This window comes from Exiguobacterium sp. s75 (assembly GCF_018617145.1).
Taxonomy (GTDB): Bacteria; Bacillota; Bacilli; order Exiguobacteriales; family Exiguobacteriaceae; genus Exiguobacterium; species Exiguobacterium profundum.
The window spans coordinates 287,754-310,736 of sequence record NZ_JACSJQ010000001.1 but is presented as its reverse complement, the minus strand read 5'-3'; the positions used below and the strand labels follow the sequence as shown (position 1 = coordinate 310,736).

The window sequence follows — 22,983 nt, the reverse complement described above, 5'->3', positions numbered from 1 at the left end:
CACCTCTTTCCGTTTGCACTTCACACTCTATTATGCCAGTGATTCGACGTAATGTGAAGCAAACTTCAATGCTTCGTCCAGTTTTGTTGCATCTCGGCCACCTGCTTGTGCCATGTCTGGACGACCGCCACCGCCACCACCGCAGCGTGTCGCGACTTCTTTAATCAGTTTTCCGGCATGGAAGCCACGGTCGTTCAGGTCTTTCGTCACACCTGCGACGAGGTTGACCTTCTCCCCATTTGCCGACCCAAGGATAATCACAGCAGAGCCGAGTTTCCCTTTCAAGTCGTCGACCATGCTGCGAAGGGCATCCATGTCTTGTCCATCGACGCGTTTCGCAATCAACTGGACGCCGCCAATCGTTTCAATCGCATCCGTTAATGAAGATGCCTCGATGTTGGCAAGCTTCGCTTTAAGCGACTCTGAAGCACGCTCGACTTCTTTGATTTCAGCTTGAAGTGCTTGTACGCGTGCAGGAACTTCAAGTGGTTTCGTCTTCAACAACTTCGCTGTCGCTTCGAGCGTTTCGATTTGCTGGTTCATCACTTCATATGCGCCAGCTCCTGTGACCGCTTCAATTCGACGCGTCCCAGCGCCAATCCCTGATTCAGACAAGATTTTAAAGAGTCCGATTTCAGCCGTGTTGGAGACGTGAATCCCACCACAAAGCTCAACCGAGTAATCCCCTGCTGATACGACCCGAACGACATCACCATACTTCTCGCCGAAGAGTGCCATCGCGCCTTTTGCTTTCGCATCCGCAATGTTCATTTCTTCGATATCGACACCGATCGATGCCCAAATTTTCTCGTTCACTTGACGCTCAATGGATTGAAGCTCTTCTGATGTCACTTGACCGAAGTGAGAGAAGTCAAAACGAAGACGGTCTGGTGTCACGAGTGAACCGGCCTGGTTGACGTGCTCCCCGAGCGTATCTTTGAGTGCGCGGTGCAAGAGGTGCGTCGCCGTGTGGTTCTTGACGATGGCTTGACGCGATGCTTGGTCGACAGAAGCCGTGACGGCTACTTCCGCTTTCGCCACACCTGACTCGACCGTGACTGTATGCAAGTTCTGTCCGTTCGGCGCTTTCGACACATCTTTTACGCGAAGAAGGAAGTCTTCTCCGACGATTTGTCCTTTATCACCGATTTGACCGCCACTCTCGGCATAAAATGGTGTCTGATCGAGGATGACTTGTGCTTCTTCTCCGGCAGCGACGACGTCAGCGAGTTCGCCGTTGTGAATCAAGCTGATGATTTTTGCGTTCGTCTCAAGGCTGTTGTATCCGAGGAAGGTCGATGGCATCGTGATATCTGCAAGCACACCCGACTGAATCTGCATCGATTCTACGTCAGCACGCGCTTGACGTGCACGTTCACGTTGCTCGTTCATCGCTTCTTTGAATCCATCTTCGTCGACCGTCATCTGATGGTCTTCTGCATATTCGATTGTCAATTCGAGCGGGAAGCCGTACGTGTCATAAAGACGGAATGCGTCTTGACCGCTGATGATGTTTGACCCAGCTGCTTTTTGTGCTTTTGCGACTTCGTTCAAAATCGCGAGTCCGTCGTTCAACGTTTCGTGGAAACGCTCTTCCTCGTTTTTAATGACTTTCTTGATAAAGTCTTTCTTCTCGTTCACTTGCGGGTAGAAGTCGACCATGATGTCACCGACGACGTCGACGAGCTCATACATGAACGGACGCTCGATACCAAGCATCTTCGCATAGCGGACCGCACGGCGGAGAAGACGACGGAGGACATAGCCACGTCCTTCGTTCGATGGGAGTGCCCCGTCACCGATTGCGAACGATACCGTACGGATGTGGTCCGCGATGACTTTGAACGCAACATCCTTGCTACTGTCTTGACGGTATACGTCGCCACTGATTTTTTCAGTTTCACGAATGATCGGCATGAAGAGGTCGGTATCGAAGTTTGTCGGTACGTCTTGAACGACGCTCGCCATCCGTTCGAGTCCCATCCCTGTATCAATGTTTTTACGCGGAAGCTCTGTGTAGTTTCCATGTCCGTCATGGTTATATTGGCTGAACACGATGTTCCAGATTTCAAGGTAACGCTCGTTCTCCCCACCCGGATAAAGTTCAGGGTCTGTCGGGTCGTCCCCGAATGCTGGACCACGGTCAAAGAAGATTTCCGTGTTTGGACCAGATGGACCTTCACCGATTTCCCAGAAGTTATCTTCTAGCGGGATGATGCGGTCAGCTGGCATGCCAAGGTTCATCCAGATTTGTTTTGACTCTTCATCGTCTGGGTGAATCGTGACGGAGAGACGGTCCGGATCGAGTCCGTACCATTCGTCGCTCGTCAACAGTTCCCATCCCCATGTGATTGCTTCTTCACGGAAGTATTCACCGACTGAGAAGTTCCCGAGCATTTCGAAGAACGTATGGTGACGTGCTGTCTTCCCGACGTTTTCGATATCGTTCGTACGAATCGATTTTTGAGCGTTGACGATCCGTGGGTTCGCTGGGATGACACGTCCATCAAAATATTTTTTCAATGTTGCAACACCAGAGTTGATCCACAACAAAGTTGGGTCTTCGACCGGTACGAGCGAAGCACTCGGCTCCACGCTGTGCCCTTTTGATTTGAAGAAATCTAAGTACATTTGGCGAATTTGTGCGCCAGTCAATGATTTGAGCGGTTTCATGAACAATTCCTCCTTATTTCTGAACGAAACGAAAAAAAGCGATGCCTGCCCCTGTGGAAAGGGACGAAAGCATCGCTTCGTGGTACCACCCTCGTTCGCACGGTAGAATACCGTGCCTCGAACATCCGTTAACGTGGATGAGGCGCCCAGGTTGAGTGGGGACTCCAGAATAGCTTCGGTCGGCCGACCCCCATCTTCTCGCAGCCTAGGAAGATGTCTCTGTAGAGGCGGTGACGACGTACTCATTTCCTTCATCGTCTGTATCGTTTCAGTTGTCTATTCGTCATTATCACACGCGTTCGGAAAGACGTCAAGACTTCCCGCCTAAGCGCTCGACCAATTTTGTCCGTCGCACCGGTTCCTCTTCTCGCGTCGCCGCCTCGAGCGCACGCACGTCACCGAACAAGAGTAAACTCTTCTTCGCCCGAGTCACAGCTGTATAAATCAAGTTGCGTGACGACCGGAATCCTCCGTTGAAGAAGACCGGCATGAGCACGATTGGGAACTCGGAACCTTGTGACTTATGGATCGTGATAGCGTAGGCATGGGTGAACTGATCCCATTCACTACGGTTGTACTCGACTTCTGTCTGATCGAATCGAATATAAATCTTGTCGACCTTATCGACGTTTTCCTTCGCGTAGAAGATGTTCGTGATTTCTCCGATGTCCCCGTTATAGACGTTTTCCTCGGCGTTGTTGACGAGTTGAAGCACTTTATCGCCATTGCGGTAAATACGCGTCCCATGTTTCACTTCACGGGCACTCGATTTTGGATTGAATACGTTCTGAAGTGCTTCATTCAGCCCATCAATTCCACAGACACCCCGATATGTCGGTGCGAGCACTTGAATATCAAACGGTGAATATCCTTTTCGGAGAGCCGCTCCTGCCATCTGACAAATCGCTTGAAGTGCCGTCTCTTGATTCGCCGTATAGAAACGCCGGTCCGGCAGTGACGCCAACAAATCGTCTGGCATTTTCTTCGCATTCAACGAATGAGCGAGACGGAGGATACTTGACTCCGACGCTTGGCGATGGACGACGTCAAGGCGAACGACTGGAATCCCTTCTGTCGCCATCAAATCGGCAAGTACTTGCCCCGGTCCGACAGATGGGAGCTGATCACGGTCTCCGACGAACAAGATTTTCATGCCGTTCGGTACCGCTTTAAGCAAACTTCGGAACAAAAAGATGTCAATCATCGACGCCTCATCGACGATGAGCACTTTCCCGACAAGTGGATTCGTCTCATCGACTTGGAACGAACTACCGTCGAACTTTAACAAACGGTGGATCGTTGATGCCGGTAGCCCGGTCGACTCACTGAGGCGTTTCGCCGCTCGACCCGTCGGTGCGGCCAAGACGAACGGGAGCGGTTGGTTCGGAACGGGTTCTAACTTCCAATCGAAGACATCGCTAAGTGCATGAATGATTCCTCGAACGACCGTCGTCTTCCCGGTACCCGGTCCACCGGTAAGAACCATGAGCGGTGACTTGAGAGCAAGTTCAATCGCTTCTCGCTGTTGAGTGGCATATTCAATCGAGAACATCTCCTCGACACGTCCGACCGCGTCAAAGATGGTCGTCATGTCCACGTCCTCTGTCGTCGATGTCGCCATGATTCGCGCCAACTCTTCTGCCGCCTTCCGTTCGGCACGGAAGACACGGGGATGATAGACGACCCCATCCTCGATGACGACCCGTTCTTCTTTAGCGAGCGATTCGAGCGCCGTGACGAGCGCATCACCCGGATCGGCCCCGATGATTCGAGGCATCTCGGCTTCGAGTTGATCCGCCGTCACGTAGAGATGACCGTTCCCTTGCTCGAGTTCTAATACGTACAGCACGGCTGCCGCGATGCGTTCAGGATGAATGCCTTGAATCCCAAAATGTGCCGCGATGGCATCCGCCGTCTTGAATCCAATTCCCTGTACGTCGTACATGAGCGCATACGGATTCTTCTCAATCGTCTCCATCGCCCGTCCTTCATACTCTTTATGAATTTTCGAGGCGAGACGTGGCGTCACGTCGAATGGAGCGAGAAACAAAAGCAACTGATCGACCCCATATAAAACGTTCAGGCGCTCGGTGATCACACGTGCCTGCTTTTCTTTCAATCCGTCTACCTCGGACAAGATGCTCGGATGTTTCACAATCTGGTCGATACAATCGTCCCCGAGAGAATCCGCAATCTTCTGCGCCGTTTTTTGACCGATTCCAGGGAAAGACCCGTTCGTTAAAAATCGCACGGCAGCCCGTTTCGTCATCGGGACGACACGGCGAATCCAATCCGCCTTCATCTGTTTTCCGAATCGAGGGTGTTCGACGAGACGACCGTGCGCTTTATACGTCTCGCCCTTCTCAATGCCGACTCCGACGCCAGCGATGACCATCTCGGTCTCATCCGTCTCAAAATTCTTTTCTTTTATACGTACGAGCGCAATTGTATGCGCCTCTTCTTCTGATTGAAACAGGACTCGAATGACTTTTCCAGTCAACTCATAAGGTGCTGCCATCATATCCGACACCTCCAGCTATTTTTCCATCATCCATTATAGCCCGAGTTTGAACGGTAGGACAAATCGCCTAACTGAACAGGTTGAGGATGCGCTCGAGCTGGTCGAGGTCGACACGTTCAAGAATCCGAATCAGCTGATCGACATCGATTCGGTTCAAGATGCGCTCAAGTTGCTCCAAGTCCACGGTTTCAAGCAGTCGTTCGAACCGTTCCAGCTCCCCCGAATTAACATAACCTTCGAGCCGCTCGAACAGCTCGGTCCGCTCGACACGAAACAGTTGCTCAAGCGATGGTCGCTGAATCAACAGCACAAGTCCCGCGGCGATGACGTGGACGCCCCAGTTCAACACGACGTGACCGAGCCGTACCGTCTGTCCGACGAACGGGACGAGCGGGATGAACGACAGCTGCAACACGATAATCCCTAGCTGGACGTACGGGTTCGGGATGAACCAAGCCACGAGGGCAAGCAAGGCCGGGACGACCCACGCCACCCCGACCGCACCAAACGTCACGGACCAGGACTTGTTCGCCGACAATATCCAATGCATGACGACACCGATTACAAAAAATGTCGCAAACAGGAGTAACAGCACGGTCGTCGCCCGTTCCGACTCGACGACGACCCGGAACAAGAGATTATTCGTCCACTCGCCCGTCGCGAGACGATTATCGACTTCGATGAACAGACGACCGAGCATGAACCATTCGATGATGAAAAAAATAACGACGCTGACCAAACTAAACATCCGCATATGCTTTCTCCCCTCTCACATTGCTAATCCATTTCCCGAACAATCGGACGGCTATGCACGTTTTTCGTCGAATCAAAGCGGGAACTGTTCGAGTGAACCTATGAAGGAGGGACTATGTATGACGAAACGTATTCCAATCAGTGGCCTGTGTGAACTCGTGTTAGAAGTGACCGACATGACCGAGGCCGTCGATTTTTGGCACGGCAAGCTCGGACTTCCCGTCGTCGAACAATGGGTCGGTGACGATGCCGAGCCGAGCGAAGCACAGGAACAGGCGGACGAACCTTGGGCGACGTGGCTCTATGTCGGGGGGAACACCCGTCTCGGCCTCTGGCTGAAACGAGAGTTCACATCGGAAGAAGAATCGAACCGCCAAGAGGACGTGACCGAGTGGGACACGCTCTATGATGAAGGCGGCGCCCACGTCCACTGCGCATTTTTCGTTCCGATGGAGTCGTTCGACCAAGCGCTCGAAGTGTTAGAGGCATCAAACATCCCGACGAAACTCCGGACGTGGGACGAGGACGAGACGGTCAACGGTAAAGAGCGCTCGGCCTACTTCAAAGACCCGAGCAAGAACGTGATCGAGCTATACACGAAAAACATGGACGAGGCCTACGGTGAGTTCGGCGGCGAGCCCGTAAAAATCACGACGAAACAGCTCTGATTCACATTTACGCTCGACAACCCACATGATACGATGAGAGAAAATGGAAAAGGTCGTGCTATATGCGTTTCTTCCCGCTTTTCTTCTTGGCTTGTTTAGGCTTGCTCACCTTTGGGCTGTATTTTGTGATCGATGCGTTTCCCACGCTCGACCGACCCACTTCGTTTGCAGCGTTGGCGTTCGTCTCACTCGGGACGAGTTTCCTGATTTTGATGGATGGTGTACGACGAGCCAAGTCCGGAAAGCGTGTCTTGTGGAGCTACCTCGCGCTCTCCGGCACGCTTGTATTGATGACTTTTAATCTTTTGATTTGGGTCATCGGGGAGGTGTCCGCATGACGCTCACCCTCCCTGAATGTATCACCGGCTTTTCATACGGCGACTGTTCCGCCCCGGGGTCAGATTGGAAGACGTTCAAATCGATTTGTTTTGAGTTCACCCGGATTAAACGAGGAATATGTTCCTTTACCATTGGGGACGAAATCACTCCGAATTATCACCAGGCGAGTATCACATGGAGTGAGCAAACCATCTATGTCCTGCTCAGCAGAAACTATCCTGTCATCGGCATCTCCAAACTCGAACCGTTTCAATATGAATTCATCGATGTACCCGAACTGACCGACATGTTTCCTGACACCTATCAGATTCCGTCAGCGGCTGAGTTGAATGAGCGGTTCGATTTGTCGCTACAGCCGTTTCTGAACAAGGCGGAACGCGGAGAAATCAAATATTGGGAACCAGAGACGGTCGGTAACGTCATTTTCCATTATTGGGACTAACAAAAAGCGCCTCTCGCAAAAACTGCGAGAAGCGCTATATTAATTTAGTTACCGAGCAGTGCATCCATCTTCGCGATGGCGTCACGTGCGAGTTCGTGATCGGGTTGCATCTCAAGGACGCGTTGCAACTCAGCATACGTCCGTTCCTGGTCACCCAAGAACGCATACGCAATTGCTAAGTTGTAACGGGCATCCGTATGGCTCGCATCGAGGTCGAGCGTCTCTTCTAACGCGACGACCGCCTCTTCGAGCTGTTCACTTTGCGCGAGGGCAAGTCCGTATTGGAACGTGATTTCCACGTCTTCCGGCGATTGCTTCTTCGCTTCACGCAGGCGTGGCATCGCACGAACGAAGTCACCCATCGCTTTGTACGTCAAGCCGAGCATGAAGTGAAGATCGGCATCGTCCATCCCCGAAAGGAGCGCTTGGCGAAGCGACGCCTCCGCTGACTCCAATTGCTCAAGTTCATAGGCAAGGGCGCCTTTCGCATAGTGCGCGGCACCGAACGAGCCATCGAGTTCAATCGCTTTGTCATAGAAGATGACGGCATGATCGTAATCGTTGATCGCCTGAAGCAACGTCCCCATGTTGACGAAACCAGTCGGGTCTGTCGGATTCGCTTCAATGGCCTCATTGAAATGTTTGGCTGCCTGTTCGAATTCACCTTGCTGCATCGCTTGGATGCCTTGTTCGTTTGCGTTCATATCAATCACCTCATCCGATATAGTCGAGTCGTTTGCCGTTGCGGTACGCTTCGTCAATCGTTGCCCCACCGAGACAGACGTCGCCGTCATAGAAGACGACCGCTTGTCCTGGCGTGATGGCACGTTGTGGCTCGTCAAACTTGACGAGGACTTCGCCATTTTCGAGTGGAGCGACCGTGACCGGCACATCTTGTTGGCGATAACGGAACTTCGCAGTCGCCCGGAACTCTCCTGTAGGAGCGGCTCCCGTCCATGACAGTTTCGAAGCGAGAAGCGCATCTGAATAGAGCGCGTCGTGATGGAAGCCTTGTCCGACGAACAAGACATTGTTCTCGACATCTTTTCCGACGACGAACCAAGGATCACCGTCCCCACCGATTCCGAGACCGTGCCGCTGTCCGAGCGTATAATACATCAACCCGTCGTGACGTCCTTTGACGACACCGTCGAGCGTCCGCATTTCTCCTGGCTGTGACGGAAGGTATTCCGATAAGAACTCTTTAAAGTTCCGCTCACCGATAAAGCAGATTCCCGTCGAATCTTTTTTCTTCGCCGTCGCGAGTCCTGCTTCTTCGGCAATCGCACGTACATCTTTCTTGTCCATATGACCGATCGGGAACATCGTCCGCGCGAGCTGGTCTTGAGACAATTGGTTCAAGAAATACGTTTGGTCTTTGTTGTCGTCTTTTCCTCGTAACAGACGGTGCTCGCCATCGACATATTTCACTTGCGCATAGTGTCCAGTCGCGACAAAATCGGCACCGAGTCGAAGCGCATGGTCAAGGAACGCCTTGAATTTGATTTCTTTGTTACACATGACGTCCGGGTTCGGTGTCCGACCGAGACGGTACTCCGCTAAGAAATATTCAAAGACGCGGTCCCAATATTCCTTTTCAAAGTTGACCGCGTAATACGGAATCCCGATTTGGTTCGCGACGGCGATGACGTCTTCATAGTCCTCTGTCGCCGTACACACACCGTTCTCGTCCGTGTCGTCCCAGTTTTTCATAAAAATCCCGATGACGTTATACCCTTGCTCTTTTAACACATGGGCCGTCACCGATGAATCGACGCCACCTGACATGCCGACGACGACCGTCGTCTCTTCAGGGGCTTTCGTGCGTAAATTCATCTATCTCACTCCGTTCATAAATGTCGAGACGACTTCTTGTAGTCGCTCCGCGAGCCGTTTCGCGTCCTCGACCGAGTTACCGTGGCCAAAACTGATTCGAACAGACTGACGCGTCCGCTCTGAATCCCCGTACATCGCCGACAATACGTGGGACGGTTCGACCGACCCTGCCGTGCAGGCACTTCCGCTTGAAATCGCCATGCCCCGCATATCCATCATGATGAGGAAGGGTTCAAGGTCAATTCCAGGAAGGTATAAGTTCACGATGTGAGGTAAACGATTTGACCCGTTCACCTCATAAGTTACGCCTAGTTCGTCAAGACGCTGACGTAGTGCCAAATCGAGCGACTCATAGAGAGTCACTCGGTCTTCACGCTCTGCCATGACGAGTTCAGCTGCTTTTTGGAATCCGACGGCACCCGGAACATTTTCCGTGCCGGCTCGACGTTTACGTTCTTGTTGTCCACCGAAAGAACGTGACGCTAATTTTACACCTGTTTTCATGAAAAGAAAACCGATACCTTTTGGCCCATTCACTTTATGTGCGGACGCCGACAATAAATCGACATGAATCGCCTTCACATCAATTTCTTCTGTACCAAGCGCTTGTACCGCATCCGTATGGAAGAGAGCCTGGTGATCTTGTAACAACTCACCGATTTCGTGAATCGGTTGGCGCGTCCCGACTTCGTTATTGCCATACATGATCGATACAAGAATCGTGTCATCCCGTAAGGCTGAACGAACGGCGTCGACAGTGACGGCTCCCGAAACATCGACATCGAGATACGTGACGTCGAAGCCCTCACGCTCGAGCTGTTCCATCGCGTGAAGCACGGCGTGGTGCTCGACTTTTGTCGTAATGATATGTTTGCCTTTTTCCTGATGGGCATGTGCCGCACCGAACAAGGCATAGTTATCCGACTCCGTCCCACCTGACGTGAATACAATCTCGTTCGGTGAAGCACCAATCCACTTCGCGAGGACGCGACGTGAAGAATCGAGCGCCGCCCGGGCGTTACGTCCAATCCCATGGATGCTCGACGCGTTCCCATACGTCTCTAAAAAGTACGGTGTCATCGCTTCAAGGACTTCCGGTCGCATCGGTGTCGTCGCAGCGTGATCAAAATAGTTCATCTAAGGTCACCTCGTTCTTAAATATAAAACATGTAGCCGTCTGACTCTTCTTCAGCGAGGTCCGCGAGTGTCGTTTCGTCAAGGACGGTATCGATGGCTTCTTTGATTTTATCCCAAAGCTTGCGTTTCACCGCATCATCTGCTTCAGAATCTTCAACGATGGCTAAAGGTCCCTCGAGCAAGCGAATGATTTCACCCGCTGTCACTTCTTCTGCCGGTTTGACGAGTTGGTAGCCACCGTACGCACCCCGTACACTCTTGACGAGTCCCCCGTTACGAAGTGGACCGATCAATTGCTCCAAATAATGCTCCGGCAACTCATGGCGTGCGGCAATCTTCTTTAAACTGAGCGGCTTGTTATCTGTTTCACGCGCTAATGCAATCATGATCGTTAAGCCATAGCGGCCCTTTGTAGATATTTTCATCTTCAAGTCTCCTTCTGTTATACTAATCGAACAAACGTTTGTCGAAAGGAATGGTTACGTATGCCTGATTTGTTTCATCAATCGAATGGCGGACCGCTCGCGAACCGCATGCGCCCCGAAACGTTAGATGACGTGATCGGACAGCGCCATATCATCGGCGAGGGCAAGCTGCTTCGCCGTGCCATCGAAGCCGACCGACTCGGTACGATTATCTTATATGGTCCACCGGGCACCGGGAAGACGACACTCGCCCGTGTCATTTCGAATTACACGAAAGCGACATTCGTCCAATTGAACGCCGTCACGGCCAAACTCGATGAATTGCGGAACGTCATTCGTGAAGCGGAGTCCCGGTATGATTATGAGGACGAACGGACGATTCTCTTTTTAGATGAGATTCACCGGTTCAATAAGCTCCAGCAGGATGCGCTCCTCCCGGCCCTTGAGTCCGGCAAGCTCGTCCTCATCGGAGCGACGACCGAAAACCCGAGTTTTGAAGTGAACGCCGCTCTCTTGTCACGGGCGACCGTATTTCGACTTGAGCCACCAGGTGCCGAGGAGTTACGTATCGTCCTTGAGCGTGCTCTACACGACTCACGTGGTCTCGGAAGTTATCCCGTCAAGATGGATGAAGCTGCTGCAGACCATTATATCAAAATGGCGGATGGTGACTACCGTGTCTTATTGAACGCACTCGAACTTGCCGTCTTGACAACGCCTGAGGTGGAAGGACAGATTCATATCACACTTGAGGTCGCAGAAGAGTCGATTCAACAGAAATCGATCAAATACGATAAGACGGGTGACCGACATTATGACGTCATTTCGGCGTTCATCAAATCGATCCGTGGGTCTGACCCGGATGCTGCGCTTTACTGGTTAGCCGTCATGATCGAGGCTGGCGAATCGCCACGCTTCATCATGCGTCGCCTTTACGTCCATGCTGCCGAAGATATCGGAATGAGCGATCCGAACGCGCTTCTTATCGTCGATGCAGCAGCACGAGCGAGCGAGTACATCGGTTTCCCGGAAGCCCGCATCCCGATTGCCGAGGCTGTTCTCTATTTGGCGACCGCACCGAAATCGAACGCGGTCATCACCGCGATTGACAAAGCGCTCCATCACGTCCGGACAGTTGAGGGTGGGCCTGTACCCGTACACCTGCGTGACGCCCATAGTCCAGGAGCACGTGAACTCGGAAACGGGGTCGGATACAAATATCCACATGACGAAAAAGACGGGTTCGTTCCTCAAAACTATTGGCCAGAGAATTTGGCTAGAAAACGACCAAATTACTATAAACCGACGCCACGTGGATTTGAGCAACAAATCCAAAAGCGGCTCGACTATTGGGAAAAACGACGCGACTCGAAATGAGCCCGCGTCGTTTTATTTTTGGATGCGATTGATTTCGACGCCCGCTTTTTCAAGCAAGTCGTTAATGACATAGCCGGCAGCGACAAGCCCTGCAACCGATGGAACGAACGCGTTCGAGCTCGGTGGCATCTTCGCTTTGCGGATCGGCGCGTCTTTCTTCCCGACGACCTCGTTCACGTCTTCGCGTGTCACGATTGGAGACTCATCTGAGAAGACGACGGGGACGCCTTTGTAGATTTTCTCTTTACGTAGACGGGTACGGACCATCTTCGCGATTGGATCATATGACGTATCCTTAATGTCGACGACTTTAATACGTGTCGGGTCCATTTTGTTCGCCATCCCCATACTCGAGATGACCGGGATACCGCGACGCTTACATTCTACGATTAAATGAATTTTATAAATGATCGTGTCTGATGCATCGATGACATAGTCGATCTTTTGAGCAAAGAACTCTTCGTATGTCTCTTCTGTATAAAACATCTTCAATTGGACGAGGTCTAAGTCCGGGTTGATGTCAAGGAGACGTTTCCCCATCGCTTCGACTTTCGGTTGACCGACCGTCGACAATAGTGCGTGGATTTGTCGGTTGACGTTCGTGATGTCGATATCATCTTTATCGACGAGGACGATGCGTCCGACGCCACTGCGCGCAAGTGCCTCGGCCGCAAATGAGCCGACACCGCCGACGCCTAAAATCGCGACCGTTTTATTCTTTAAAGCATCAAGGCCTTCAGAGCCGATGGCCAATTCATTTCGTGAAAACTGGTGTAGCATATTTCTTCCTCCAACTAATTCTATTTTCTCATACTATTTTACTCGGAATTATAATCAAAAAAAAGACGTCTCGCGACGTATTTACAAAAAAATCGATGGGGCCCGGAGTGCCGTGACGATGCCTTGCTTTTGAACCTGCGTATGCAGGTGGGTGACCTAGCGTTTCCTTCACAAGTCCTCCTGCACGTGATGAGGCAGTTGATCTGGTTAGCAGTTCGGTCTCCCGTATTCAAAGTGTTGGCTCAAAATAACGAAGGCGGCTCTCGTACACCTCAGGTATCCCATCTGTTGATTTAACTATAGCGCTTCTGTAAAAAGAAGTCAATGAGAAACGCCGACTTCACGTGACAGTTTGGTCACAACCATTTGTTACGAAACGCACGGTCCGGGTCATACGTGAACTGTTGACGCTCGATGTTGAAACGGCGGTCGCGCGAGTCGTTCCCGACACCCGCCTGGTACGCCCAATTCCCCCAATTGCTCGCCACGTCGTAATCGATTAGTTTCGATTCAAAGTAGGAAGCCCCGTAACGCCAATCTTGTTTCAACTCCTTTGCGAAATAGTTGGCCACGATTTGTCGTCCCCGATTGGACATCCATCCCGTCGCATTCAGTTCGCGCATAAACGCATCTACGAAATCAACACCCGTCTCTCCCTTTCGCCATTTTTCAATGACATCCGCATCGACTCGCCAGTCTTTCCGTTTCGACCGGATGCCTTGTGATCGAAATAACTTTTTCCCTTGCTCGAGTGCGACCCATTGAAAGAACTCACGCCATAATAGTTCAAAGTACAGCCAGTACGTTGATTCATTTACCCCATGCGTTCGTTCATGTGCCTCGAGTTCAAAGAATACCCGTCGTGGGGATAACGAGCCGTTCGCTAAATAAGAAGATAGTTTCGTCGAGTCATCGACACCAAAACCATTTCTCGTTTCTTTGTACGTTCGAATCGGCACGGACAAATAGTCATTCAATCGACGCTTCGCTGCCAATTCGCCACCTTTGAACGGAAACGCCGTCCTCGGGTCTTGCTTTACTTCTTGAATCGAAAATGGGAACGTCACCTCGCGTGTGGCAGCCGTCGCCTTACGGGAAATCAGTTCTCGGGGACGTACATCATATTCGACCGCTTTTCGAAACTCCGTGAAGAGAAACGGCATTTTCTCAAACGGGATATCTTCTTTTTCAAACAACGTAAATCCTTCGAACGTCTCGTACGTCCCTTTCCATTTTTTGATCACTTCATTTTCACGTCGGCGCTCATTGTACCCGATGGCCCGTTGAAACAAGAGACGGTCGGATGGATCGAGCATTTCGAGCGGATGACCGACGTGCACGTAAAATGGGATTCCAAGTGCATCGAGTGAGCCGGCCACATCCTCTAATGACTCCTTCAGAAAATGCAGTCGTTCGTTCCCGAGTGGAATGACGCCATAACGATTTTCAACAAACTGATTCGGACTGATGAAAAAATGACCTTCGATCGGATCGTCATGGCGAAGTGCTTCTTCGAGCGGCAAATGATCATCAACACGTAAATCGTTTTGGTACCAAATGATTGTTTTCATCGATAGACCTCCTCCACTCTATAGTATGATGGGTTATGATCTCCGTCATGAGGCTGGAATGTGCTTGAAATATGTTTTCAAAATCAAATTGTGTGGAATATATTCTTCTAGAAGAGAAAGGGGTGTAGCATAATGGCTAAGAAAGGCAAAATGGGAACATTGATTAAAATTGCGACGGCGGTCGCACCGTTCGTCTACGATTACTATAAAAAGAACAAAGCAAAAAAATCACCGAAGAAATAAAACTCACGTCTCAGCCAATAAGCTGAGACGTTTTTTTTATGTTTTTCAATCGCCTGTGCTAAGATAAATCAATCATTCTATTGAAACGAGGCGATGTTCATGCACGTCCGATCCATCCATCTTTTACGCATTCTCTTCAAATGGGGTCTTTTCATGACCGGGTTGTTCTTACTCGCACTCGGTTCATCCATCATGATCACGGCAAATCTCGGGGTTTCCACGTGGGACGTCCTTCATATCGGTATCGCTCACCATCTTCCGATTTCAATCGGGACAGTCATCTTATGCGTGGGACTTCTACTCGTCCTATTCAAATACATACTCGACCGAATCCGGCCTCAATTTGGCACGCTCGTCAACGCGGTCTTTGTCGGGGTATTTATGAACCTGATTTTGAACGAGCAATGGCTCCCGACATTCGATGGCTTATTTGTAAATGTCGTTTGGCTCACGTTCGGGATATTTGTCATGGGAATGGGAGCTGGTCTCTATGTCGCCGTCGGGTACGGTGCCGGTCCACGCGATGGATTGACGCTTGCCTTAGCAGACCGTTTCCAAACGTCCGTCCGTGCCATGAGGACTTGGATGGAACTGACCGCTTGTCTCATCGGTTGGGCACTCGGCGGGCCACTTTTCTTCGGGACCGTCTTATCGATTTTCCTCATCGGTCCATTCTTCCAGTTTTGGCTAGAACGGTTCCGCCTGTTCATCGCCTATGTCGATCGTCTCAAAGTAAAATTCGCATGAAAAAGAGAGGAGATCTCCTCTCTTTTTATGTGTTCGGAATGAGCACAATCTTTCCGAACTTACCCGATTGTTTAAAATACGCCTGTGCCTCACGTGCCTCTTCAAGCGGGAACGTCCGGTCAATGACCGGTTTTAGCTTCCCTTCGGCGATCGAGCGCAACATCTCCGCGAATTCATATCGTGTCCCGAGAACAGACCCGTACATCGCGATATGTTTCAAGTACAGCGTCCGGAAGTCGAGATGGGTCGTCTGTCCTCCCGCCGAACCAGAGATACAGAACTTCCCTCCCTTTTTCAAGATGTTTAGAGATACATCAAATAGCGCATCTCCCACGACATCAAGGACCGCGTCGACCGGGCCACCGTTCGCAGCGATGATATCATCGTCGAGCGTCTCAGAACGGTAGGAAAACACTTCGGTCGCCCCAAGCGCTTTTAACTCTTGCTCGTTTTTCAAATCACCGACGATAGCGAACACATTCGCCCCGAATACGTTCGCCGCAATTTGGATGTTGAGTGAGCCGACCCCGCCACTTGCCCCAGTGACGACAATCGTCTCACCGGAACGGATGTGTAACTGCTCGTTCATATGCCAAGCCGTGAGACCACTTACGGAAAAGACTGCACTCTCGACGAAATCATCAAGCGGCATGTCAAAACAAAGGTCAGCCGGCCATGATACATACTCCGCGTAGCCCCCGTCATACTCTGATCCAATAAAGGACATATCGTCCGACAAGTGTTCCTTCCGTTCAGGTCCGCTCGAGGTGAACGGGAATAAGACGACGTGTCGACCCATCATCCCTTGGTCGACCCCATATCCGAGCTCGACGACTTCACCAGTGATGTCTGAACCGGGAATGCGTGGGAACTGGACGCCTTCCGGGCGCCATCCTGACTTCTCCCGAGCTCCATAAGCCCCTTCTCGCATCCATATTTCCGTATTGTTAATCACGCAGGCGCGTACCTTGATCAGCACTTCTCCTGCTTTCGGAGACGGTTTCGGGATATCAACCACTTGGAGTTGGTCAACGTCCCCATATCCTACGACTTGTACAGCTTTCATGGTATTTTGCCTCCTCCGCTTTCGTTCATCCATAAGTATTTACCCACGAAATGCTGTTATCACGCCAAAAAAGGGCCGCCCTTTATCAGGCAGCCCTCGATTTATAGTTGTTGACGTTGTAACAGGTTCGTGAAGACGCCACCTTTTTGACTGAGTTCTTCGTGCGTTCCATCTTCTACGATTCCTTCTGCCGTCACGACAAGAATCCGGTCGGCATTCCTTACAGTCGCTAAACGGTGCGCGATGATGAGCGTCGTTCGATTTGCTGCCAGTTCATTTAATGAATCCTGAATGATGGCCTCGGTCTCCGTATCGAGCGCCGAGGTCGCCTCATCGAGTATTAAAATCGGCGGATTTTTCAAAAACATACGCGCAATGGCGATGCGTTGTTTCTGACCTCCGGAGAGTTTTAGTCCACGCTCTCCGATTTGTGTATCAAGACCGTGCTCGAGCTCTTCGACGAGCGTGCCGAGATGTGCTTTTTCCACCGCATGCATGATCTCTGCATCGGTCGCATCCAGTTTCCCGTAAGCAATGTTCTCCCGTAGCGTACCCGCAAATAAGAAGACATCTTGTTGCACAATTCCGATTTGACGACGTAAACTCTCTTTCGTCATGTTCCGGATATCCATGCCGTCAATCGAGATGGCACCCTTTGTGACGTCATAAAAACGCGGAATGAGTGAACAGATGGTTGTCTTCCCTGCCCCGCTCGTCCCGACTAAGGCAACAGTCGTCCCTGCCTCGATCGACAAGTCAATATCTGTCAACACTTGGCGGTAGTCTGAATAGCCGAATGAGACGTCATCGAAGACGATATCGCCTGTCAACGTTTCGACCTCGGTCGCATCCGCTCGGTTCTCAATGTCCGGCTCTTCATCAAGCAACTGCGTGAATCGTTTGAACCCTGCCATCCCTTTCGGATACATTTCTAAAAGCGCCGTGATCTTTTCAATCGGCTTGATGAGTAAATTCATGTACAAGATGAATCCCACGAGTTGTCCGTACGATAGCTGACCCTCGTACGTTAAGTACGCCCCGTACACAAGGACGAGCAACGTCATAAGACGCGTCGTGATATAAATACCTGCGAGTGACGTACTCATGACGCGATACGCTTCAATCTTCGAGCCGCGATAGAAGTTGTTGTCTTTTTGGAAACGTCCGATTTCAAACGCCTCGTTCGTAAACGATTGGACGACGCGTGCCCCAGACACACTGTCCTCGACGCGTGCGTTCACTTCCCCGATATTCGTGTACATCTTTTGCCACGCCTTGTTCATGTTCTTATTCGCATACGTGATCATGATGATGAGGAACGGTACTGCGACAACGGTGACGAGTGCGAGTTCAGGGTCGATCGAGAACATGATCCCGAACGCACCGAGTAACGTCATGATGGCGATAAAGAAGTCTTCCGGTCCATGGTGCGCCACTTCCCCGATATCGAACAAGTCGTTCGTGACCCGGCTCATCAAATGGCCGGTCTTATGATTGTCAAAGAAGCGGAACGACTGTTTATGGATATGCGTGAACAACTCTTCTCGCATGTCCGTCTCGATGTTGATGCCGAGCTTATGTCCCCAGTAGTTGACGACGTACTGCATCATCATGGCCAATATGTATAGAATCAACAGGCCGATGCTGACGATGATAATCCAGTTCCATTCCCCACCCGGCAACAAGTCGTCGATGAACCATTGAACGGCAAGCGGAAATCCAAGTTCAAGCAGTCCGACGAGAATTGCGAATGAAAAATCGAGTAGGAATAACTTTTTATGTGGTCGATAATAACTAAAAAAACGTGAAATCATTCTCTCTTCCCCCTTCTCATCATTAAGTGTACGCTTTTTTCCGAAAGGTGGAAAACAGGATGCATCCCTTTTTCATTCTTTTTTCAAACAGCGTATAATAAAAGTAAGGAGTGATACACATGCATGTACACATTACAAATCGTGCCCTCGAACGAATCGAGTCATTGAAAGGCGAACGCGAAGGACAGATGCACCTCTTTTACGAGACAGAAGGTTGTGGTTGTGGGAACAGCGGAATCTTTGAGATTCGATACGTAACCGAGACGACTCCGGAAGACGTTGAAATCGAATCAAACATCGGACCAATCTTAATCAAAAACTGGACAAAAGTGTTTTTAGATGAACAGATGAAAATCGATTTCCTCGAAGACCGTCGTACGCTCGTCTTGAAGAGTGACGGCCAAGTGTTCAATTCGAATCTACTCGTGACGGACGGCACAGGATGTCAGTTGAACGTTCCGAGCCGATGAAACAGACACTGAAACAACATCCGAGACTCCTCATTCTCTTTTTCGCGAGTTTCGGTCTCGGACTATTTGGAATCTATCTGGCGTTTATCGATTCGGTCTATATGATGTCCGCAGTCATCGCCTCGCTGTTTGCGTTTGGTTTCGCGTTGCAGCGAACAGCGAAATATATGCAGCGAGAAGAAGATAAACGTTAACAAGAGGATGTGTTCCAATTAAATTTCTACCATCTCGTGTTGAATCCAAAATCCGTTTCACACATACAAAAAAACGAGGATTGCCATGGCAACCCTCGTTTTTTATGGTTATTTTTTCTCTTTTATTGCCGTACGAATCGATAACTCTTCGAGTTGCGCGTCCGCGACAGGGCTCGGTGCTTGCGTCAAGAGACAGCTTGCCGAAGCCGTTTTCGGGAAGGCGATTGTGTCGCGAAGGTTCGAACGACCTGCAAGAATCATGACGAGACGGTCGAGACCGAGTGCGATTCCCGCGTGTGGCGGTGTACCGTATTCGAACGCTTCAAGCAAGAAGCCGAACTGTTCAACCGCTTCTTCTTGTGTGAAACCAAGCAATTTGAACATGCGCTCTTGAATGTCACGCTCATAAATACGCTGTGAACCGCCACCGAGTTCGTAACCGTTCAAGACGAGGTCATACGCAACCGCGCGTACACTTGCCGGATCTGTCTCGAGAAGATGGAGGTCTTCACGGTTTGGCATCGTGAACGGATGGTGGTTCGCATAGAAGCGACCGTCTTCTTCTTCAAACGTTACGAGCGGGAAGTCCGTTACCCAAAGGAAGTTGAACTTCGACTCGTCGATGAGACCAAGTTCGTGACCGAGCTTGACGCGGAGTGCGCCAAGGCTGTCTGCAACGACAGTTGGTTTCGATGCGACGAAGAGAAGAAGGTCACCTGCTTCTGCATCTGTGGCTTCAATTAGCTTCTGTGCGTATGTCTCATCAAAGAACTTCGCGATTGGACCGTTCAAGCCTTCCGCTGTCACTTTGAGCCATGCGAGACCTTTCGCACCGTACACCGCCGTGAACTCTTGAAGCTTGTCGATGTCTTTACGTGAGAAGTTGTCCGCCTCACCTTTGACGTTGATCGCCTTGACTTGCCCGTTTGATTCGAGTGCTGCATCGAACACTTTAAAGCCAGCACCTTTCACAGCGTCTGCCACGTCGATGAGTTCGAGACCGAAGCGCGTGTCCGGCTTATCCGAACCAAAACGACGCATCGCTTCCGCGTGTGTCATCCGCTCGAACTTCGCTGGCGTGTCCGTACGACCGAGCGTCGATTCCATGACTTGTCCCATCATCGATTCCATCATCGCCATCAAGTCTTCGATGTCCATGAAGCTCGTTTCGATGTCGACTTGTGTGAATTCAGGTTGACGGTCTGCACGAAGGTCCTCGTCACGGAAGCAGCGTGCGATTTGGAAGTAACGGTCAAATCCTGCAACCATGAGCAACTGTTTGAAGAGCTGTGGTGATTGTGGAAGTGCATAGAACTCACCACCATGGACACGGCTCGGTACAAGATAGTCACGTGCGCCTTCTGGCGTCGACTTCGTCAAAATCGGTGTTTCGACTTCAAGGAACTCTTGCTCCGTCAAGAAGTTACGAATCGTGTTCGACGTTTTCGAGCGGAGACGGAACGTCTCTTGGAGCGCCGGACGACGAAGGTCGAGGTAACGGTATTTGAGACGCAGGTCTTCTGAAACGTTTTCCGCTTCGTCACCGATCGGGATTGGTGTCATCTTCGCAGCGTTTAAGATGTTGATCTCTGAAGCGATGACTTCGATATTTCCTGTCGGCATGTTCGGGTTCTTGTTCTCACGCTCGAGAACCGTCCCTTTCACGTCGAGGACGAACTCACTACGAATCGTCTCCGCGAGTTGGTGGACCGCTTCGTTCTCTGGGCGAACGACGACTTGGACAATCCCTGTGCGGTCACGAAGATCGATGAAGATGAGACCTCCGAGGTCACGACGTTTTTGTACCCATCCTTTTAATTGTACTTCCTGGCCGATGAGTGACTCTGTCACGCGGCCGTTCATATGTGTGCGTCCGATCATTGTCCTGCTCCTTCCGATAGTTCACGAATTTTGTCTGCGACGGCCGAGAGTGGCACGTCGACTTGTTCACCAGTCGTCATATCTTTCAAGGCGGCTGACCCTCGTTCGACTTCGTCATCCCCTAAGATGACTGTGAACTTGGCTTTCAGACGGTCCGCCTGTTTGAATTGTCCTTTGAACTTGCGTCCTTGGTAATCACGGTCTGCTTTGAACCCTTCCATGCGGAAGAGTTGTAGGAGGCGTGTCGCCGTCAATTCGACTTCTTTTCCGCCTTGGGCGACGATGAAGACATCAAGTCCTGTCTCGAGTTCAGGTAGGACTCCTTCATTCTCTAATGCGAGGATGAGACGCTCCAACCCGATTCCAAAACCGATTCCCGGCATGTCCGGTCCGCCGATATCTTGTACGAGACCGTTATAGCGTCCGCCGCCACAAAGTGTCGTGATGGCTCCGAATCCTTCTGCCTCAGACATGATTTCAAACGCAGTGTGCGTGTAGTAATCGAGTCCACGGACGAGCGTCGGGTCGACTTCATAGGCGACACCAAGTGCATCGAGTTGTGCGAGCACTTGGTCGAAATAGGCCTTCGACTCTTCGTTCAAATATTCAAGAATCGACGGGGCCGTCTTCATCGACGGGTGATCGCGGTCGACCTTACAATCCAAGATGCGAAGCGGATTCTTATACAGGCGTGACTGACAGTCTTGGCAAAGTTCGCCTGCCACCGGCTCAAAGTGACGGATGAGCGCATCGCGGTGGGCGTTGCGGCTTTCCGCGTCCCCAAGCGAGTTGACGACGACTTTGATTTTCTGAAGTCCGAATGACTTGTAAATCGAATAGGCGAGGCTGATGACCTCAGCGTCAACGGCCGGGTCACTACTACCGATTGCTTCGACACCGTATTGGTGAAGCTGACGGAAGCGACCTTTTTGTGGACGCTCGTAGCGGAACATTGGTCCCATGTAGTAGAGCTTGGTCGGCTGGTCCGGATTTCCGAACAGTTTGTTCGTCACGAACGCACGAACGACAGATGCCGTTCCTTCTGGGCGAAGCGTGTACTCGTCTTTCCCTTTCTTCACGAGCGTGAACATCTCTTTTTGGACGATGTCCGTCGTTTCCCCGACACTGCGTGTGAACAGGTTCGTCGTTTCAAAGATTGGTGTGCGAATCTCTTTATAGTTATAACGGGCGCTCATGTCGCGAAGCTTTTCTTCGACATATTGCCACGTCTCGACCGTGCCCGGAAGCAGGTCTTGTGTACCGCGTGGTGCTTTCATCATCACATTTCCCTCCTTAAAAATACAAAAAGGCCCTCGTCCGCAAAGGGACGAGAGCCTGTGTCAGTTTCCCGTGGTACCACCCTCGTTGCAGAGCCATCACTTGAAACTCTGCCACTCGAAATCGGTTAACGCCCGATGAGACGGCTCCCCCTACTCGTTTTCAAGGGAGCACCTCCAAAGTGTCGTTCGGGTCATCATCCAGTCGATGCTTTCAGCCAAGGCATCGCTCTCTTTGCTGGTGGGTTGACCGTACTCTTCTTTATCGTAGGTGTTTGACTATATGCTTCATGATGCCGAATCAAGCCGGCATCTGTCAAGCGTTTTTTTCGAGCATGAGTGTGACCGGTCCGTCATTGACAAGTGCGACGTCCATCATCGCCCCGAAGCGTCCCGTCTCGACGATGAGCCCGTTCGACCGGAGTCGCTCATTGAATTTTTCATAGAGCGTTTCAGCGATATCCGGTTTGGCGGCCTTTGTGAAAGCAGGTCGCCGTCCTTTCATCGTATCTCCATACAATGTGAATTGCGAGACCGACAAAATTTGACCGGCCACATCTTGAATCGATAAGTTCATCTTTTCTTGATCGTCCTCGAAGACGCGAAGCCCGGTCACCTTGTCGGCGAGCCAGTTCACTTCCTCTTCTGTATCTTCATGTGTCACACCGACGAGAAGCAAGTATCCGGCGTTGATTGCCCCGACGACTTCTTCCTCCACTGTGACCGATGCTTCTTTCACTCGTTGCAATAATACACGCACGTTCCTCTT

General features: G+C 51.0%; 21 protein-coding genes, 1 other RNA gene and 1 other annotated feature. Of the genes, 7 read left to right on the top strand and 15 right to left on the bottom strand.

All coding sequences use genetic code 11. The features are described 5' to 3' along the window. Positions 1-30: 30 nt before the first annotated feature. The 3 genes from alaS to KNO68_RS01540 all read right to left on the bottom strand — a co-directional run bounded on the left by alaS (position 31) and on the right by KNO68_RS01540 (position 5,948). On the bottom strand, positions 31-2,673 hold the full coding sequence (gene alaS, locus KNO68_RS01550) for an alanine--tRNA ligase (RefSeq protein WP_215111969.1): 2,643 nt from the start codon (positions 2,671-2,673) through the stop codon (positions 31-33). A 310-nt stretch (positions 2,674-2,983) separates the two neighbouring features. Continuing rightward, on the bottom strand, positions 2,984-5,191 hold the full coding sequence (gene recD2, locus KNO68_RS01545; RefSeq protein ID WP_251024820.1) for an SF1B family DNA helicase RecD2: 2,208 nt from the start codon (positions 5,189-5,191) through the stop codon (positions 2,984-2,986). Between the two features lie 70 nt (positions 5,192-5,261). Continuing rightward, entirely contained in the window at positions 5,262-5,948 is a 687-nt protein-coding gene (locus KNO68_RS01540; RefSeq protein WP_078146591.1) for a magnesium and cobalt transport protein CorA, read from the bottom strand. 118 nt (positions 5,949-6,066) lie between these two features. Here KNO68_RS01540 and KNO68_RS01535 point away from each other — a divergent pair, with 118 nt between their 5' ends. The 3 genes from KNO68_RS01535 (at position 6,067) to KNO68_RS01525 (ending at position 7,396) form a co-directional block, all read left to right on the top strand. Beyond that, the gene (locus tag KNO68_RS01535) at positions 6,067-6,615 is read left to right on the top strand and encodes a VOC family protein (protein WP_240499799.1); all 549 of its coding nucleotides are present in this window, start codon (positions 6,067-6,069) and stop codon (positions 6,613-6,615) included. A 62-nt stretch (positions 6,616-6,677) separates the two neighbouring features. Continuing rightward, entirely contained in the window at positions 6,678-6,953 is a 276-nt protein-coding gene (locus KNO68_RS01530; protein WP_078146589.1) for a hypothetical protein, read from the top strand. Beyond that, the gene (locus tag KNO68_RS01525) at positions 6,950-7,396 is read left to right on the top strand and encodes a hypothetical protein (RefSeq protein WP_078146588.1); all 447 of its coding nucleotides are present in this window, start codon (positions 6,950-6,952) and stop codon (positions 7,394-7,396) included. The genes KNO68_RS01530 and KNO68_RS01525 overlap by 4 nt, the downstream gene beginning before the upstream one ends. A 44-nt stretch (positions 7,397-7,440) precedes the next feature. Here the strand turns inward: KNO68_RS01525 and KNO68_RS01520 are convergent, their stop codons facing one another. Genes KNO68_RS01520 through cymR form a run of 4 tightly spaced genes read right to left on the bottom strand, consistent with a single transcriptional unit; the run spans position 7,441 to position 10,794 of the window. Next, positions 7,441-8,100: a tetratricopeptide repeat protein gene (locus KNO68_RS01520; protein WP_215111968.1), complete on the bottom strand. Its 660-nt coding sequence runs from the start codon at positions 8,098-8,100 to the stop codon at positions 7,441-7,443. A 10-nt stretch (positions 8,101-8,110) separates the two neighbouring features. After that, on the bottom strand, positions 8,111-9,232 hold the full coding sequence (mnmA, locus tag KNO68_RS01515; protein WP_015881190.1) for a tRNA 2-thiouridine(34) synthase MnmA: 1,122 nt from the start codon (positions 9,230-9,232) through the stop codon (positions 8,111-8,113). Continuing rightward, on the bottom strand, positions 9,233-10,369 hold the full coding sequence (locus KNO68_RS01510; protein WP_214684592.1) for a cysteine desulfurase family protein: 1,137 nt from the start codon (positions 10,367-10,369) through the stop codon (positions 9,233-9,235). A 17-nt stretch (positions 10,370-10,386) separates the two neighbouring features. Next, entirely contained in the window at positions 10,387-10,794 is a 408-nt protein-coding gene (gene cymR, locus KNO68_RS01505) for a cysteine metabolism transcriptional regulator CymR (protein ID WP_031421454.1), read from the bottom strand. Between the two features lie 60 nt (positions 10,795-10,854). On the opposite strand from cymR, the gene KNO68_RS01500 reads away from it, so the two are divergent. Further along, positions 10,855-12,171, top strand: coding sequence for a replication-associated recombination protein A (locus KNO68_RS01500; protein ID WP_214684594.1), 1,317 nt, complete (start codon positions 10,855-10,857; stop codon positions 12,169-12,171). 12 nt (positions 12,172-12,183) lie between these two features. Here KNO68_RS01500 and KNO68_RS01495 read toward each other — a convergent pair whose 3' ends face one another. From KNO68_RS01495 to KNO68_RS01485, 3 genes are all read right to left on the bottom strand, one after another. Further along, complete coding sequence (locus KNO68_RS01495; protein WP_214684596.1) at positions 12,184-12,951, bottom strand: tRNA threonylcarbamoyladenosine dehydratase; 768 nt, start codon at positions 12,949-12,951, stop codon at positions 12,184-12,186. A gap of 95 nt (positions 12,952-13,046) precedes the next feature. Beyond that, positions 13,047-13,233: non-coding RNA, 6S RNA (ssrS, locus tag KNO68_RS01490), on the bottom strand. 74 nt (positions 13,234-13,307) lie between these two features. Then, on the bottom strand, positions 13,308-14,522 hold the full coding sequence (locus KNO68_RS01485; protein WP_214872800.1) for a DASH family cryptochrome: 1,215 nt from the start codon (positions 14,520-14,522) through the stop codon (positions 13,308-13,310). 342 nt (positions 14,523-14,864) lie between these two features. Here KNO68_RS01485 and KNO68_RS01480 point away from each other — a divergent pair, with 342 nt between their 5' ends. Continuing rightward, positions 14,865-15,512, top strand: coding sequence for a YczE/YyaS/YitT family protein (locus KNO68_RS01480; protein ID WP_214684601.1), 648 nt, complete (start codon positions 14,865-14,867; stop codon positions 15,510-15,512). Positions 15,513-15,537: 25 nt separating this feature from the next. Here the strand turns inward: KNO68_RS01480 and KNO68_RS01475 are convergent, their stop codons facing one another. Together KNO68_RS01475 and KNO68_RS01470 are read right to left on the bottom strand one after the other, a co-directional pair. Then, on the bottom strand, positions 15,538-16,578 hold the full coding sequence (locus KNO68_RS01475) for an alcohol dehydrogenase family protein (RefSeq protein ID WP_215111967.1): 1,041 nt from the start codon (positions 16,576-16,578) through the stop codon (positions 15,538-15,540). A gap of 101 nt (positions 16,579-16,679) precedes the next feature. Beyond that, positions 16,680-18,392, bottom strand: a complete 1,713-nt coding sequence (locus tag KNO68_RS01470; RefSeq protein WP_074037457.1) for an ABC transporter ATP-binding protein — start codon at positions 18,390-18,392, stop codon at positions 16,680-16,682. 119 nt (positions 18,393-18,511) lie between these two features. On the opposite strand from KNO68_RS01470, the gene KNO68_RS01465 reads away from it, so the two are divergent. Both KNO68_RS01465 and KNO68_RS01460 read left to right on the top strand, forming a co-directional pair. Then, positions 18,512-18,862 (top strand): iron-sulfur cluster biosynthesis family protein, encoded by a 351-nt coding sequence (locus tag KNO68_RS01465; RefSeq protein ID WP_078146579.1) that lies wholly within the window; start codon positions 18,512-18,514, stop codon positions 18,860-18,862. Next, a complete protein-coding gene (locus KNO68_RS01460) occupies positions 18,835-19,056 on the top strand; it encodes a hypothetical protein (RefSeq protein WP_214817443.1) in 222 nt (73 codons plus the stop codon). Before KNO68_RS01465 ends, KNO68_RS01460 begins: the two co-directional genes overlap by 28 nt. Before the next feature lie 108 nt (positions 19,057-19,164). Here KNO68_RS01460 and aspS read toward each other — a convergent pair whose 3' ends face one another. The 3 genes from aspS to dtd all read right to left on the bottom strand — a co-directional run bounded on the left by aspS (position 19,165) and on the right by dtd (position 22,974). After that, positions 19,165-20,937 carry an aspartate--tRNA ligase gene (gene aspS / locus KNO68_RS01455; protein ID WP_074037459.1) on the bottom strand — a complete coding sequence of 591 codons (1,773 nt, stop codon included), beginning with the start codon at positions 20,935-20,937 and terminating at the stop codon, positions 19,165-19,167. After that, entirely contained in the window at positions 20,934-22,214 is a 1,281-nt protein-coding gene (gene hisS, locus KNO68_RS01450; protein ID WP_251024899.1) for a histidine--tRNA ligase, read from the bottom strand. Before hisS ends, aspS begins: the two co-directional genes overlap by 4 nt. Before the next feature lie 43 nt (positions 22,215-22,257). Beyond that, positions 22,258-22,492 (bottom strand) — a binding site (T-box leader). Between the two features lie 38 nt (positions 22,493-22,530). Further along, a complete protein-coding gene (gene dtd, locus KNO68_RS01445; protein ID WP_078146576.1) occupies positions 22,531-22,974 on the bottom strand; it encodes a D-aminoacyl-tRNA deacylase in 444 nt (147 codons plus the stop codon). Between the last annotated feature and the right edge of the window lie 9 nt (positions 22,975-22,983).